At 42.3% G+C, this 14,287-nt stretch carries 17 protein-coding genes; 10 read left to right on the forward strand and 7 right to left on the reverse strand.

Annotated features, from left to right (window positions below; genetic code table 11):
- Window positions 1-52 precede the first annotated feature (52 nt).
- The 7 genes from ACO6S0_RS11290 (at window position 53) to ACO6S0_RS11320 (ending at window position 5,887) form a co-directional block, all read left to right on the forward strand.
- Window positions 53-826 (forward strand): ParA family protein, encoded by a 774-nt coding sequence (locus ACO6S0_RS11290; protein WP_422348484.1) that lies wholly within the window; start codon window positions 53-55, stop codon window positions 824-826.
- Window positions 827-1,738, forward strand: coding sequence for a ParB/RepB/Spo0J family partition protein (locus ACO6S0_RS11295; RefSeq protein ID WP_422348485.1), 912 nt, complete (start codon window positions 827-829; stop codon window positions 1,736-1,738).
- Window positions 1,731-2,369, forward strand: a complete 639-nt coding sequence (locus ACO6S0_RS11300) for a DUF5683 domain-containing protein (RefSeq protein ID WP_422348486.1) — start codon at window positions 1,731-1,733, stop codon at window positions 2,367-2,369. The genes ACO6S0_RS11295 and ACO6S0_RS11300 overlap by 8 nt, the downstream gene beginning before the upstream one ends.
- A gap of 3 nt (window positions 2,370-2,372) precedes the next feature.
- Window positions 2,373-3,074, forward strand: a complete 702-nt coding sequence (gene dapB / locus ACO6S0_RS11305) for a 4-hydroxy-tetrahydrodipicolinate reductase (protein WP_422348487.1) — start codon at window positions 2,373-2,375, stop codon at window positions 3,072-3,074.
- 47 nt (window positions 3,075-3,121) lie between these two features.
- Window positions 3,122-4,864, forward strand: coding sequence for a signal peptidase I (lepB, locus tag ACO6S0_RS11310; RefSeq protein ID WP_422348488.1), 1,743 nt, complete (start codon window positions 3,122-3,124; stop codon window positions 4,862-4,864).
- 71 nt (window positions 4,865-4,935) lie between these two features.
- Window positions 4,936-5,574, forward strand: coding sequence for a WbqC family protein (locus ACO6S0_RS11315; protein ID WP_422348489.1), 639 nt, complete (start codon window positions 4,936-4,938; stop codon window positions 5,572-5,574).
- A complete protein-coding gene (locus ACO6S0_RS11320) occupies window positions 5,567-5,887 on the forward strand; it encodes a DUF6122 family protein (RefSeq protein ID WP_422348490.1) in 321 nt (106 codons plus the stop codon). The genes ACO6S0_RS11315 and ACO6S0_RS11320 overlap by 8 nt, the downstream gene beginning before the upstream one ends.
- Here the strand turns inward: ACO6S0_RS11320 and ACO6S0_RS11325 are convergent.
- The 7 genes from ACO6S0_RS11325 to ACO6S0_RS11355 form a co-directional block, all read right to left on the reverse strand.
- Window positions 5,864-6,898 carry an endonuclease/exonuclease/phosphatase family protein gene (locus ACO6S0_RS11325; protein WP_422348491.1) on the reverse strand — a complete coding sequence of 345 codons (1,035 nt, stop codon included), beginning with the start codon at window positions 6,896-6,898 and terminating at the stop codon, window positions 5,864-5,866. The two genes, ACO6S0_RS11320 and ACO6S0_RS11325, sit on opposite strands and share 24 nt — an antisense overlap.
- 6 nt (window positions 6,899-6,904) lie before the next feature.
- A complete protein-coding gene (locus ACO6S0_RS11330) occupies window positions 6,905-7,780 on the reverse strand; it encodes a rhomboid family intramembrane serine protease (protein ID WP_422348492.1) in 876 nt (291 codons plus the stop codon).
- A 3-nt stretch (window positions 7,781-7,783) separates the two neighbouring features.
- Entirely contained in the window at window positions 7,784-8,539 is a 756-nt protein-coding gene (locus ACO6S0_RS11335; protein WP_422348493.1) for a rhomboid family intramembrane serine protease, read from the reverse strand.
- On the reverse strand, window positions 8,540-10,384 hold the full coding sequence (mutL, locus tag ACO6S0_RS11340) for a DNA mismatch repair endonuclease MutL (RefSeq protein WP_422348494.1): 1,845 nt from the start codon (window positions 10,382-10,384) through the stop codon (window positions 8,540-8,542).
- Entirely contained in the window at window positions 10,384-10,668 is a 285-nt protein-coding gene (locus ACO6S0_RS11345) for a riboflavin synthase subunit beta (protein WP_422348495.1), read from the reverse strand. The genes mutL and ACO6S0_RS11345 overlap by 1 nt, the downstream gene beginning before the upstream one ends.
- Window positions 10,669-11,095: 427 nt before the next feature.
- On the reverse strand, window positions 11,096-11,578 hold the full coding sequence (gene ribH / locus ACO6S0_RS11350) for a 6,7-dimethyl-8-ribityllumazine synthase (protein ID WP_422348496.1): 483 nt from the start codon (window positions 11,576-11,578) through the stop codon (window positions 11,096-11,098).
- A gap of 4 nt (window positions 11,579-11,582) precedes the next feature.
- Window positions 11,583-12,341: a tetratricopeptide repeat protein gene (locus ACO6S0_RS11355; protein ID WP_422348497.1), complete on the reverse strand. Its 759-nt coding sequence runs from the start codon at window positions 12,339-12,341 to the stop codon at window positions 11,583-11,585.
- Between the two features lie 126 nt (window positions 12,342-12,467).
- Between ACO6S0_RS11355 and recF the strand changes: the two genes are divergently transcribed.
- The 3 genes from recF to ACO6S0_RS11370 are packed head-to-tail and all read left to right on the forward strand — an operon-like array spanning window position 12,468 to window position 14,267.
- A complete protein-coding gene (gene recF, locus ACO6S0_RS11360) occupies window positions 12,468-13,547 on the forward strand; it encodes a DNA replication/repair protein RecF (RefSeq protein ID WP_422348498.1) in 1,080 nt (359 codons plus the stop codon).
- Window position 13,548: 1 nt separating this feature from the next.
- Window positions 13,549-13,971 (forward strand): hypothetical protein, encoded by a 423-nt coding sequence (locus ACO6S0_RS11365; RefSeq protein ID WP_422348499.1) that lies wholly within the window; start codon window positions 13,549-13,551, stop codon window positions 13,969-13,971.
- On the forward strand, window positions 13,971-14,267 hold the full coding sequence (locus tag ACO6S0_RS11370) for a DUF721 domain-containing protein (RefSeq protein WP_422348500.1): 297 nt from the start codon (window positions 13,971-13,973) through the stop codon (window positions 14,265-14,267). Before ACO6S0_RS11365 ends, ACO6S0_RS11370 begins: the two co-directional genes overlap by 1 nt.
- Window positions 14,268-14,287: the final 20 nt, after the last annotated feature.

The following is a 14,287-nucleotide window of genomic DNA, read 5'->3' on the forward strand; positions in this document are numbered from 1 at the left end:
CATTTTTTAGCGTCTTAAATAATCGTATTTTTAGCACCTAACTTACTATGAAATGGGCAAGATAATTGCTATTGCAAATCAGAAGGGCGGTGTTGGAAAAACAACCACTACAGTAAACCTTGCAGCCTCACTTGGTGTACTGGAAAAAAAGGTGTTGTTGATTGATGCAGACCCTCAGGCCAATGCCACCTCAGGCTTGGGAATTGATGTTGATGGGGTTGAACAGGGAACATATCAGTTATTGGAGCACACCCTTGGTGTGGATGATGTAATTGTCCAAACGGATTCCCCAAATGTGGACTTGATTCCAGCACACATAGACCTTGTGGCCATCGAAATTGAATTGGTGGACAAGGACAATAGGGAGTATATGTTGAAGGAAGCCCTTCAAGGTTTGGGTGACCGATACGATTTTGTACTCATAGACTGCGCTCCATCTTTGGGATTGTTAACGCTTAATGCACTTACGGCAGCTGATTCCGTAATGATTCCCATCCAATGTGAATATTTTGCCTTGGAAGGACTTGGAAAGCTATTGAACACGGTAAAAAGCGTACAAAAAATACACAACAACGACTTGGATATAGAGGGCATGCTCCTAACCATGTATGACTCTCGATTAAGACTTTCCAACCAAGTAGTTGAGGAAGTAAAGAAACACTTTGCGGATATGGTTTTTGACACCATTATCCAAAGAAACGTTAGGCTAAGTGAAGCCCCAAGCTATGGTGAAAGCATCATCAAATACGATGCGAGTAGCAAGGGTGCAACCAATTACTTGAACTTGGCCAATGAGATATTGAAGAAAAACAAGGAGAAAGTTTAAATGGCGAAAGCAACCAAAAAGCAGGCTTTGGGAAGAGGCCTGTCCGCTCTATTGAAGGATCCGGAGAATGACATTCAATCCGTTTCCGATAAAAATGCGGACAAGGTTATTGGTAATGTAGTTGAACTGGAAATTGAATCCATAGAGGTTAATCCCTTTCAGCCGCGTTCCAACTTCAATGATGAGACCCTAAAAGAATTGGCCAGTTCCATACGGGAATTGGGAATTATACAACCTATTACGGTCCGTAAGTTGGATTTCAATAAATTCCAACTGGTTTCAGGGGAGCGTCGTTTCCGCGCCTCCAAAATGGTGGGCTTGGAGACCATTCCGGCCTATATTCGGATTGCCAATGACCAGGAATCCTTGGAAATGGCCTTGGTGGAGAATATCCAACGCCAAGATTTGGACCCTATCGAGATTGCACTATCCTACCAACGCTTAATCGACGAAATCCAGGTGACCCAGGAAAAGTTGAGTGATCGGGTCGGGAAAAAACGTTCTACCATTACCAATTACCTTCGGCTACTAAAATTACATCCCATCATTCAAACCGGCATGCGGGATGGGTTTGTGAGCATGGGTCACGGAAGGGCACTGATCAATATTGACAAGAAAAAGGACCAAATCAATATTTACGAAAAAATCGTGTCCGATGGTTTATCCGTTCGGGAAACAGAGCGTTTGGTCAAATCCTATAAGGAATCCAAAGATGGAGGCGATTCTGGGAAGAAAACCAGCAGTTCACAAGAAGTTCCCAATTATGTAACCAAAGGAATTGATGCCTTGAAATCCCACCTTTCTACCAAAGTGGACATCAGTACCTCGGCCAATGGAAAAGGGAAAATTGTAATTCCTTTCCATTCCAAAGAAGAATTCCAGCGTTTAAAAAAATTATTGATTGGTGATTAAAAACCTGCTTTTTTTTGGCACTTGCCTGTTTTTTGTCAGCTTTTCTTTTGCCCAAGATGATCAGCCCCAAGAGCATCCCTCGGAAATTGATTCCTTGGCACAAGACCTTGAAGGTAAAGGTATTACCATAGAGGAGGTGACCTATGAAAAGAGAAAAATAAATCCATTGGCGCCCAGTAAGGCTGCCTTTTTTTCTGCCATAGTACCTGGTTTGGGCCAGATTTACAACAAACGATATTGGAAAGCTCCTATAGTGTGGGGAGCCATTGGTACTGGAATTTATGTGTATTCCTTTAACAATACAGAATACAATCGCGCGCGAGATGCTTTTAAAAGAAGACGTGTGGGCTTGGAAGACGAGTTTTTTGACATCACCGGGGATGGGGAAGGACCCGATTTCTCCTTGGAAGCCCTGCAGGATGCCCAAGAACGTGCACAACGAGATCGGGATCTGGCCTTGTTGATCACCATTGCCATGTATGCCTTAAACATTATTGATGCCAATGTAGATGCCCATTTGAAGCAGTATAATGTGGACGAGAACTTGGCTATCGACTTTAAACCTTACTTGGATCTTAACCCCCTGACCAACGACCCCAATTATGGCATGGCTCTGGTCATAAAATTCTGATATATGAAGATTGGATTGTTCGGCTACGGTAAAATGGGCAAGATGATAGAGCAAATAGCTCAAGGTAGAGGGCATACCATTGTTGCCCGAGTAGATGTGGATACCACAGACATCCCTTTTAAAAAAATGGATGTTGCCATTGATTTTAGTACTCCAGATGCCGCTTTTGGCAATATTACCAGCTGTTTTGAACATGAGGTTCCCGTGATATCAGGGACTACCGGTTGGTTGGATCGGTTTGACCAAGCCGTGGCTCAATGTGAAACAAACAGAAGTGCTTTCATCTATGCTTCCAATTTCAGTCTGGGCGTAAATGTATTTTTTGAATTGAATGCATATCTGGCCAAAATGATGAAGGGTCTAGATCAGTACAAAGTTTCGATGGAGGAAATTCACCATACGCAAAAATTGGATGCTCCGAGTGGAACGGCCATAACCTTGGCTGAAGGAATCATTGGTAATACAGATTATACGGATTGGAAATTGGAGGAGGATGGCGAACATATCGTTCCCATAACCTCCAAAAGGGAAGGCAAAGTTCCAGGCACACATACCATTTCATACAACAGCCCAGTAGATGATATTGAAATAAAGCATACCGCCCACAACCGGGAGGGATTTGCTTTGGGAGCTGTAATTGCGGCAGAATGGATTCAGGGAAAAACCGGTATCTTTTCTATGAAAGATGTGTTAAATCTCACTTAACAAAGTAACAACTAGCAAGACTTTAAGTCTCACAAATAAACTTTTTTATGGACGGAACACAGTGGATCATCTTTATTCTGATCATTCAGGTCATCCATTTTTTGGGCACTTGGAAACTCTATGTAAAAGCAGGACGCAAAGCCTGGGAAGCGGCAATACCCATTTATAATGGCGTAGTGCTCATGAAAATCATAAATAGGCCTTGGTGGTGGGTGCCCTTGCTTTTCATTCCCATCATTAATTTATTGATGTTCCCTGTGGTTTGGGTAGAAACAATCCGAAGCTTTGGAAAAAACAAGCTGTTGGACACCTGGGCCGTTATTCTTACCCTTGGATTCTATATCTATTACATCAACTATGCAGAGGATGTAAGCTATATTGAAAATCGAAGCTTAAAACCCAGAACAGGTTTGGGTGAGTGGGTAAGTTCCATTGTCTTTGCTATTGTAGCGGCCACCTTTGTGCACACCTATTTTATCCAGCCTTATGTGATTCCTACGGGGTCTTTGGAACGAACCCTTCGGATCGGGGATTTCCTTTTTGTGAGCAAATTTCATTATGGAGCCCGTGTTCCCATGACGACCCTTGCAGCACCTATGGTCCATGATACGCTTCCTGTGGTAAGAAAGCGATCCTATCTGGCAGATGTAAATCCCGAGACCTACAAAACCTCATGGATCAACAAGCTGCAATTGCCGTACATGCGTTTACCAGGTTTCAATACGGTGAAGAAGAACGATATTGTAGTGTTTAGCCTGCCCTCGGATACGCTATATCAGTTTTTTAAAGCGGAAAAAGCGGTAAAAAAACCCATTGATAAGAAATCAAACTACGTAAAAAGATGTGTGGGAACCCCAGGTGATTCCTTGGCAGTGATTGATGGTTTTGTACATGTCAACGGCACCAAACTAAAGCTTTCAGACCGAGCCAAAGTAATGTACTTCTATACCATCTATTCCAAAAAAGGTGTTTCCACAAGGGCGTTGGAAGCCGTAGATGCAGCTGATTATACCAGAAAGTACTTTGCGAATTCCCTGAGTGAGGCCCAAGCCAATGGCCTGTCTCCTTATATTCGGGGAGCCTACAAAAATCCACAAGGCCAAATTGAAATCATCACGGATGAGAAGGGAATTCCAACAGAGGTAATAAGACAATTGAGATTATCACTTTCCGAGGAAAGGCCTTTATCCCGACTGGCCAACATGACCGATGAAATGGTGGCCCAACTCCGCAGTAACCAAGAAATAGATTCGGTGGTCAGGACCAATGAGCCCAAAGGAAAATATGGTGGTTCGTTTCCTCAAAAACCCAATCTATATCCTTGGAACAATGATAATTTTGGCCCCATTTACCTTCCAGAAGCTGGGTCCACTGTGGAAATCAACCATCGCACCATTCCCCTTTACAAAAAGATAATCAGGGATTACGAAAACAATGATGTCAAGGTAACTGGGCAGAAAGTATTTATCAATGGCCAAGAAGCCAATTCCTACACCTTTAAGCAGGATTACTATTGGATGATGGGAGATAACAGGGACAGCTCGGAGGACAGTCGTTCCTGGGGTTATGTTCCTGCCAACCATATAGTGGGCAAACCCGTGTTTCTATGGATGAGTTTTGACAATTTCAAAGACGGATTTTTTAACTGGCGTCCGCGGTGGGAAAGGGTTTTTACAACCGTAGGTGGAAGTGGGGAGCCAGTTTCGTACCGCTGGTATTTTGTGGCAGTGGTGTTGGGATTATTTGTGCTCGACTTTGTCAACAAACGAAGAAAAAAGAAATCCGATTAAGACGTTAGACGTTAGACGTTAGACGTTAGACGTTAGAAATATGCTAATTTGATATAGGGCAACAGCGCATTATGTCCAAGTCTCTCATACATCCCTCTTATTTTCCAAGCATAGCCACCTTTGCGGTATTGGCCCAGAAAGATATTGTTTGGGAAGCGCATGATAACTTTCAAAAGCAAACCTATAGAAACCGTTGCTACATCTGCACCGACCAAGGCAAGCATATGCTCAATATTCCCATAAAACATGTGGGAGGGAATGAAGGAAGACAAAAGTACCGGGAAGTGCAACTGGACCATTCTTCCAATTGGTTGAAACAACATTGGCGCACCCTGGAAACTGCATATAGAACCTCTCCTTTTTTTGAGTTTTATGAAGACGATTTGAAACCCCTGTTTGAAACGCAGACACAGTCTTTATTTGAGTTTAACTTAAACACGATTCAGGTCGTTTCCGATTGTTTGGGCATTGAATTCACCAGTATGCAAACCTCAAATTTCGAAATGTCCCCCAATGAGTTTCAAGACGTGCGTTTTCTAGTGAATGCCAAAAAACCCATTATTTCGAATCCATTTCCTGAATACACCCAAGTGTTTGGTGAACGTCACGGCTTCCTGTCCAATCTGAGCATTCTGGATTTGCTTTTCAACGAAGGCACCAACGCTACTCCTTACTTGCAGAACCTATCATTGGATTTTTTGGATGCTTAGGTTTATCATCCATTACGGCGTGCATTTCGCGGTTCCCCTTCTCATAGGTTTCCTGTGTTTTAAAAAGGACAGACTAAAAATCTCACTTATTCTTTTGGCAGGAATTGCGATAGACATTGACCATTTATGGGCCAACCCCATATTTGATCCAAACCGATGCAGTATCAATTTTCACCTATTGCATTCGTATTGGGCCATTCTCGTGTATTGCATGCTACCCTTCTTTAGGCCCACTAGGCTTATTGGCCTGGCCTTGATCATTCATATTATTGCAGATATGTTGGACTGCCTAATGATCTTTCTGGAGTCGTAGAGTGGCCACAACGGGATAATGATCGGACAGTTTTTCGTCAAAGTTTTTATGGGATAACACCTCAAAAGAAGCATCCGCTAGGATGTAATCAATACGCAAGGGAAAACCCAACAAATTATACGTTCTCCCAAAACCGTTCCCCTTTTCCAAAAAGGTATCGCTCATATCGCCTTTGATTGTTCGGTAGACGTTGGAAAACTGCGTGTTGTTGAAATCCCCACAGACCAAAGACTTATAAGGACTTTTCGCTTTGTGTTCATTGAAAAACTTTACTTGGTCCAATTGTTTACCTACCGTCCTAACCAATCTTTTGTAATTTCTTTCGGATTTCTCCTCGGAAAAAGCATCCGATGACGGAACAATGCTGAACGATTGCAAGTGCACATTGTATACCCGAATCGTATCCTGGTTACGCTCAATATCAGCATAAATAATATTATTTGCTGTACCCGGCAAATCCAGGGATCCGCTTCCAACTATTGGGAACACAGAGAAAATGGCTTGAGTGGCTCTACCCTCCACGGAATATGGTGTCTCGGTTCTGTAAGGATATCGGCCCAATTTCTTTCGCCATACGCGAGTGTGCTCCTGGATGCACAAAACATCTGGTTTTTCTTTATTGATCAACTCAATAATGCTGTCTCCAATATTGGGTTTCTTAATCCATCCATTCTTGTTCCATCGCCAGACATTGAATGTCATCACCCTAAGCTCTTCTCCAGAGTTGACGACCTCCCCACTTCCCAGCTTGTAAAAACTGCCAAACGTAAAAAAGCTAACAATGAGAGCGACCAAGGAAACCCACATCTTTTTCTTTCGCTTGAAGAGCCAGTAAACCAAAAACAAAACATTGATTAGGAAAAGAACTGGAACCGCAATACTCAATATGGCAAAGGGGGTCCAAATTTTTGAAGAAGAAAGTGAAATCAAGCTGGAAAACAGCAGCATGAATGCCAAGAACATATTGAAAACGAAAAAGAGCTTTCCAAAGATTTTAGCGATTTTGCCCATAGCTTATCAGTCCTCTTTACCTGCTTTGAACAAAAAATCCTTTTCGGCCTTGGACAAACTCTCGTAGCCAGATTTACTTATTTTATCCAAGATGTCGTCTATCTTCTTTTGATGTGCCGCCTTATCATAGTCAACCTTGGACTTGTTTTTTGCAGCCTTCTTTTTATAAACTGTTTTTAGCGGACCCTTCTTTTCCCTTGGTTTAAAAAGTTGGGCTATCCCATTCCAGAGTTTGGTAAATCCGGAACCGATATCGTTTCCCTTTAAAAGTTGAGTGGCGTACACATAACCCAGCAGAATGCCTCCAAAGTGTGCAAGCATCCCACCAACATTGCTGCCCATGGACAGGGAGATAACATCTTTCAATACCACAAAAACGGCCAATTGCCATAGTTTAATATTGAAAAATATGATCCGTACTTCACGCGAAGGAATGTATGCGCAAACAAAAATCAAAACGGCAGAGACCCCGGCGGAAGCCCCTATTAAAATGGCATTGGTTGACAGCAACATAGGGAATACGTTGTACCCCAGCATAAACAGCAAGCCCCCAAAGATGACCCCAAGAAAGTACACGTTGAGAAACCTTTGGTTGTCAAAAAGGTTCAAAAAAATCTTTCCAAAAAAATAGAGCAGCAACATATTCCAAAAAATATGTCCCAAACTTCCATGGAAAAAGGAGTAAGTAACCAAGGTCCAAGGCTTGGTGATAAACTCGTTGATGTCTTCAGGGAGTTCGAACCAATTGAGTACAGCGTCCTTGGGAACGCCAAAAAGCACGGCCAACAAACCGGAAGCAATAAACACAAGCACATTGATCCCAATCAGTTTTTCTGCTATGTTAAGCCGAGCCATATAATATTTTAGTCCCCCACTAGCCATGTTTTAATCCCATCGGTTTTGGTTGAACTGATTCTTTTTCCAGTACCACATTACCAAAAAACCTACAACCGCTCCTCCAACGTGTGCCATGTAGGCTGTATTACTTGGACTAAAAAAGGATTGTCCTGTTATTGCAGATATTATGTCCAATATGATTATTCCAGGAATAAAATATTTCGCTTTTATTGGTATCGGTAAGAAAATAAGCATAAGCCTTGCTTCAGGGTTCATCATGCCAAATGCTGCCAAAATTCCCATGATACATCCTGAAGCACCAACCATACTAGCGAAGTAAATCTCCCTGTAAGAAGTAAAGGCGGATCTTAGTGCAACAATCTGTGTTTCAGTAAGTCCATCAGTGATTGTGTTAGATACCATTATCTTGGCTATTTCTTGACTTGATAGTCCTGTATTTACAAGACTTTCTTGTATAGGGAGGAAATTGAAATAGTAATATGCAAGTTGAAACAGAACAGCTCCTAAACCAGCGGAAAAATAGACAAACAAAAATCTATTTTTTCCCAAAACCTGTTCTACCGGTGAACCAAACATCCAAAGAGCAAACATATTAAAACCGATATGCATAAAGTTCCCATGCATAAACATATGGGAGATAATCTGCCAAAATTGAAAATTTTCATTTCTAGGAAACCATAGCGCTAGCAGTCTATACATCTGTTCCCCATACAATTGGGTTGCCAAAAACAAAATCAAATTAATGATTAGCAAGTGTTTTACTACCCCCGTTAATCTATACATTTAGTTCAATTTTTTATCTATATCCCCTTCGGAGATGATGGTATATATTTGTTTTTGTCTAGGACTCAATGCGGGTTCCTTACATCCAAAAAGATTGTTTACCAAGGCCAACTGCGATTCATGGTCCAATACTTCTCCTGTCTTTACCGCCAAATTTCGGGAAAGTGCCTCGGCAAGCAACTCGGCCTGGGAAATGGAACCTTCCTGGTACCCCTCCTTGTAATCCGCAATTAAGCGATCCAATACCGTGCCAATTCCACTTTCGGACACCATTATGGGTACTCCTGTCACTTTTACAGTTTCCTGGTCCAAATCCTCAAAGGCAAATCCAACATTATATAAACTTTCCTGTACCTCTTTCAATACCGCTAAATCCTGTTTGGAAAATGAAAGTTCCAAAGGAAATAGCAACTGCTGACTTACCCCTTCCTTTACGGTAATCTCGCCTAAGAATTTTTCAAAAAGGATACGTTCATGAGCCCGATTCTGATGAACCACCAACAGACCGGATTTAATGGTACTTACCACATATTTCCGCTGCAATTGGAAGGTTGTTCCCGCCTGGGTCTCCATCTCATCTTCGGAATACATGACCCCTTGGACTACCGTATCTGTTTCGATTTCAACACTGCTGAATCCACCCGTCTCCTCCATGTCCAATCCTTGGTACAAATTCTCCCAGCCCTTGGTGCTTTGCTTTTGGAAAGCGGGTTTGCCGGAAGTAGTCTTTACCCTATCCTGAAAAGGGTTGAAATCCGCATCCACGGTCACTTTGGGCAATACTGCTCCCTTTTCTTTGTAGGCGTAAGGCGTATCCAAATTGGGATCGTGCTCAAAATCCAGAACCGGGGCCACATTAAACTGACCCAAACTATGTTTTACTGTGGAGCGGAGCATGGCGTACAAGGCATGCTCATCATCAAATTTCACTTCTGTTTTGGTGGGATGTATATTGATATCGATGGACTTGGGATCCACTTCCAAATAAATAAAGTAGCCTGGAAAAGCATCGGGCTTGATCAGTCCCTCAAAAGCAGAGACCACCGCATGATGTAAATACGGACTTTTTATAAATCGATTGTTGGCAAAGAAAAACTGCTCCCCCCTGCTCTTTTTGGCAAATTCGGGTTTGCAGATAAAGCCTGAGATATTCACCACCTCGGTCTCTTCTTCCACAGGAACCAATCGCTCTGTCATCCTGCTTCCAAAAACATGGGCTATCCGCTGTCTGTGATTGACTATGGGAAGATTAAAAATCTCGGAACCGTTGTTGTAAAAATGAAACTCGATATTGGGATGCACCAAAGCCACTCTATGGAATTCATCCGTAATATGTCTTAATTCTACTTGATTCGATTTCAAGAAATTGCGTCGGGCCGGAATGTTGAAAAAGAGGTTTTTAACGGAAATGGAAGTTCCTTTTGGCGTAGCTACCACTTCTTGGGACACCACTTTGCTGCCTTCTATTTTAATATGGGTTCCCACGTCCATGGCATCAATACGGGTCAGCATATCCACATGGGCAATAGCAGCGATGGAAGCCAAGGCCTCGCCCCTAAACCCTTTGGTCTGAAGGTTAAACAGATCTTGGGCAGAGGAAATCTTGGAGGTGGCATGACGTTCAAAAGAAAGCCTTGCATCCGTTTCGCTCATTCCTTTGCCATTGTCCACCACTTGCAAAAGTGCTTTGCCCCCATCCTTTACGATCAACTTGATCAAGGTAGCTCCTGCATCAATGGCATTTTCCAACAATTCCTTGACCACTGAAGCTGGGCGTTGAACCACTTCCCCTGCTGCAATTTGATTGGCAACATGGTCTGGTAAAAGTTTAATGATGTCCGCCATTAGGGATTCAGGAATATGGATAAATCAAAGTCGATGATGTAGAGAAACAACAATATTAATACGGCTACAATAATTAGGAATCGGATTCTTAGGTTTCTGTCCCCTTCCGTCTTCAAATCATCCATTGCGGAAGTCACCTTGTTTTTTATTCCTCTTTGTGTATGGGCCGTACTTCTGAATTTATCAAGTTTATGTTCAATTTTATAAGGACTGCCTTCTCCCTTGTAATAACGCGGCGAGTAGTCAAACGTCTTGTTTTTTCTAAGTTTTAGAAAATTTCGCATGGCATCCTTTTCGGTGTAACCTCAAAGGTACTTAAAATCGAAAAACATGGCTTGGAGCGTATGCCAAAAAATGTTAACAAGGGAAAAGATCACTGGTAAGTTCAAAATCAAAGTTCAAGTTCAAACTCAAGAATCAAGTTCGGGGCCAACGGGATTGTTGGATTGTTGGAATTTGGAGTTTGGAGTTTGGGGTTTAGAATTTGATGTCGTTCTCGACTGCCTGCCTGTCGGCAGACACGGCGCTCGAACTGACAGTTGGATTCTGAGTTTTGATGCTTGGTGCTTGGTGCTTGGTGCTTGGTGTTTGGTGTTTGGTGTTTGGTGTTTGGTGCTTAAACTAAAATGGAAAATTGAAAGTGAAAAATTGATAATTGAAGTTTGGAGTTTGGGACAGAGTCTTGATTCTAGAAATCTTGACTCTTGGTTCTTACCCTCCCAGCACTGCCATCTGAATAGCCGCTATGGCCGCCTCTGTACCCTTGTTGCCATGCTTTCCGCCACTTCGGTCCTGCGCCTGTTGTAGCGTATCGTCTGTTAGCACACAAAAGATAACCGGAACATCGTATGCTATATTGAGGTCTTTGATTCCCTGTGCCGTGGCACTACAAACAAAATCGAAATGGCTGGTTTCTCCCCTAATGACACTTCCGATAGCAATTACGGCATCTACTTGTTCCGTAGTGAGCATTTTTTTACAGCCAAAAGTCAATTCAAAACTTCCTGGAACGCTCCAACGCAGAATGTTCTCTTGCTGCGCACCACAATCGATTAAGGCATCATAAGCGCCTTGAAAGAGGGCTTCGGTAATGGCTTCGTTCCATTCCGAAACAACAATCCCAAACCGAAGTGACTTCGCATTTGGGATTTTGGATTTATCGTAAACTGAAAGGTTTTTGTTTTCAGTAGCCATGCTGTTAGTTTTGGGCCAACCCAATTAGCACGTCAATGCCGTTGGCTTCTTGCGAATCTTCAAACTCCTCCTTGATTCGTTCAAAGAAACCTATGGCCTTATCTTTTTGGCCAAGATTCAAGGCCAATACACCCGCTTTGTACAAAAATCTAGGTGTGGTATACTCATTGGTACTGTGTGAAATGGCTTTCTCATAGTAATCCAAGGCATCTTCCTTCTGGTTCAATTGGGAAAAAGCATCCCCAATTCCACCCTTGGCCATGGCACCCAGAACAGCATCATCAGAAGAAAAATCCTCCAATTGGGTTATGGCATCGTCATATTGTTGTAGGTTCAAATAGGTCATTCCCGCAGAATATTTGGCCAAGTTTGCGGCTTTGGTCCCCTTATACTCCTGAATGATATCCAAAAATCCATATTTTCCTTCCGCGCCGTTCAAGGCCAATCCAAACAAAGAATCCTTGGCAGTTTCATTGGCCAATGCTTGATCAAAATATTGCTGCGGATAAAAAAGCTCATTGGCAGCAGAGGCTTCCTTAGGCTTTTGGATAAACTCGTTGTATCCCAAATACCCCAACACTCCTATGGCAATGACTCCAATGGCCCCCAAGATGAAATTTTGGTTTTTCTGTACCCAAGCCTCGGTTTTGGAAGCACTTTGGTCCAAGGTGCTAAACACCTCTGCCGTTGTGCTGTTTTCGTCTATGGATACTTCTTCAGCCTTATTTTTGGGTTTAAAGCCTCGCTTCTTGTATGTTGCCATTCTTCATTAAATTAATCGCGCAAAAATAAAGTTTTTATCCAAAACCAAAAGGCAATTTATTCGTTATTTTTGGAATCTTTTATGGGTTCCATTAAGGCCCCAAACACATTATTGTACTAGCTTTTCATGTTTTTAAAGCATTTATCCTTAGTCAATTACAAGAATTTCGATTCCAAAATCATGGAATTCGACCCCGTAATCAATTGTTTGGTAGGCGATAACGGGGTTGGAAAGACCAACATTCTGGACGCCATTTATCATCTTGCTTTTGGCAAGAGTTATTTTAACCCGGTATCCACCCAAAACATTAAACACGCCACTGATTTTTTTGTGATTGAAGGAGAATTTGAGAAGGATGAACGTCCAGAAAAAATCATCTGCAGCTTTAAACGGGGAATGAAAAAGGTTATAAAACGCAATGGGAAAGCCTATGAGAAATTTTCGGAACACATTGGGTTTTTACCCTTGGTAATCATCTCGCCTTCGGACCGGGATTTAATCATAGAGGGTAGCGATACCCGACGGAAATTCATGGATGGGGTCATATCGCAATCGGACAAGCAATATCTGCAAGACCTGATCAAATACAACAAGGTTTTGGTGCAGCGGAATTCCTTGCTCAAGTATTTTGTGGCCAACAACACCTTTGATCCCGACACCTTATCCATCTACAACGGTCAACTTAACGAGTTGGGAACCAACATCCATGAAAAAAGATTGGCCTTTATTACATCATTTCTACCCATTTTTAAGGAACAGTATGCCCATATTTCAGAAAAGGACGAACAAATCAATTTGTCCTATGAAAGCCAATTGAGTGATAAAAGTCTTCTGGAATTGCTGGAAGGAGCGGTAGAGAAAGACCGGGTTTTGCAATACACCAGTGTGGGCATTCATAAAGACGACCTACAGTTCACCATTGCGGGGCATCCGATCAAGAAATTTGGGAGCCAAGGTCAGCAAAAATCCTTCCTCATTGCCTTAAAACTGGCTCAATTCCATTTTATAAAGGAGCAAGCTGGAACGACACCTATTCTGCTTTTGGATGACATTTTTGACAAGTTGGACGAACATCGGGTTTCCCAAATAGTTTCTCTGGTAGATAAGGAGAGTTTTGGACAATTGTTCATTAGTGATACGCATGCACAACGAACTGAAAATGTAGTTAAAAACATTCGGCAGAGCTATAAAATTTTTACCTTGTAACATGAGGTGGCCAATCCTGTTTTTATTGGGTTTGATTTGCTTGGGATGCGCTGAATCAGCAATTACCAAGGAAGAACTTCTGCATTTGAATGGCTATTGGGAAATCAACAGTGTGATGTTTCCAGATGGTGAACAGAAGGATTACGGAATCAATCCTACCATTGATTTCATTCAATTGGAGGGCACCCAAGGCTATCGAAAAAAAATGCAGCCCAAGTTTGATGGAAGTTACCAAACATCCAATCAAACGGAAGCTTTTGAAGTCATCCAAAGTCAGGAGTATTTTGTCCTCAGTTATAAACATGATCTGGATGAAAGACAGGAAACCCTAATCCAATTGGATTCGCTCTCGTTTACCGTCCGTGACGAGGAGGGCGTACAATATGCGTATAAGCGATTTCAACCCATATCCATTCCCAAATAATGGCTAAAAGACAAAACTCACATTTGCCCCTTCGGGATGCCTTGAGCGAATTTATCAAGGAAAACAGGCTTCAAAAAGGCATGGACAAAGTGGATGCCAGGGATGCCTGGGCAAAGCTCATGGGCAATGGGGTGAACAATTACACCACTGCTGTAGAACTAAGAAACGAAACCCTTTATGTTTCCTTGTCCTCCTCCGTGTTGCGGGAAGAACTGAGCTTGGGAAAATCCAAGATCATTACAATGCTCAATGAGGAGCTGGGCAAAGAATTGGTCAAAAAATTGGTGCTGCGTTAAATAGCAATCATTGCCTAATC

Origin of the sequence: Flagellimonas sp. (assembly GCF_965233845.1) — a bacterium.
Lineage (GTDB): Bacteria > Bacteroidota > Bacteroidia > Flavobacteriales > Flavobacteriaceae > Flagellimonas.

Bases quoted from the DNA above. Each gene is read 5' to 3' on its own strand.
- ACO6S0_RS11290 (WP_422348484.1), top strand. From the start codon at position 53: ATGGGCAAGATAATTGCTATTGCAAATCAGAAGGGCGGTGTTGGAAAA.
- ACO6S0_RS11295 (WP_422348485.1), top strand. From the start codon at position 827: ATGGCGAAAGCAACCAAAAAGCAGGCTTTGGGAAGAGGCCTGTCCGCT.
- dapB (WP_422348487.1), top strand. From the start codon at position 2,373: ATGAAGATTGGATTGTTCGGCTACGGTAAAATGGGCAAGATGATAGAG.
- lepB (WP_422348488.1), top strand. From the start codon at position 3,122: ATGGACGGAACACAGTGGATCATCTTTATTCTGATCATTCAGGTCATC.
- ACO6S0_RS11315 (WP_422348489.1), top strand. From the start codon at position 4,936: ATGTCCAAGTCTCTCATACATCCCTCTTATTTTCCAAGCATAGCCACC.
- ACO6S0_RS11320 (WP_422348490.1), top strand. From the start codon at position 5,567: ATGCTTAGGTTTATCATCCATTACGGCGTGCATTTCGCGGTTCCCCTT.
- ACO6S0_RS11325 (WP_422348491.1), bottom strand. From the start codon at position 6,898: ATGGGCAAAATCGCTAAAATCTTTGGAAAGCTCTTTTTCGTTTTCAAT.
- ACO6S0_RS11330 (WP_422348492.1), bottom strand. From the start codon at position 7,780: ATGGCTAGTGGGGGACTAAAATATTATATGGCTCGGCTTAACATAGCA.
- ACO6S0_RS11335 (WP_422348493.1), bottom strand. From the start codon at position 8,539: ATGTATAGATTAACGGGGGTAGTAAAACACTTGCTAATCATTAATTTG.
- mutL (WP_422348494.1), bottom strand. From the start codon at position 10,384: ATGGCGGACATCATTAAACTTTTACCAGACCATGTTGCCAATCAAATT.
- ACO6S0_RS11345 (WP_422348495.1), bottom strand. From the start codon at position 10,668: ATGCGAAATTTTCTAAAACTTAGAAAAAACAAGACGTTTGACTACTCG.
- ribH (WP_422348496.1), bottom strand. From the start codon at position 11,578: ATGGCTACTGAAAACAAAAACCTTTCAGTTTACGATAAATCCAAAATC.
- ACO6S0_RS11355 (WP_422348497.1), bottom strand. From the start codon at position 12,341: ATGGCAACATACAAGAAGCGAGGCTTTAAACCCAAAAATAAGGCTGAA.
- recF (WP_422348498.1), top strand. From the start codon at position 12,468: ATGTTTTTAAAGCATTTATCCTTAGTCAATTACAAGAATTTCGATTCC.
- ACO6S0_RS11365 (WP_422348499.1), top strand. From the start codon at position 13,549: ATGAGGTGGCCAATCCTGTTTTTATTGGGTTTGATTTGCTTGGGATGC.
- ACO6S0_RS11370 (WP_422348500.1), top strand. From the start codon at position 13,971: ATGGCTAAAAGACAAAACTCACATTTGCCCCTTCGGGATGCCTTGAGC.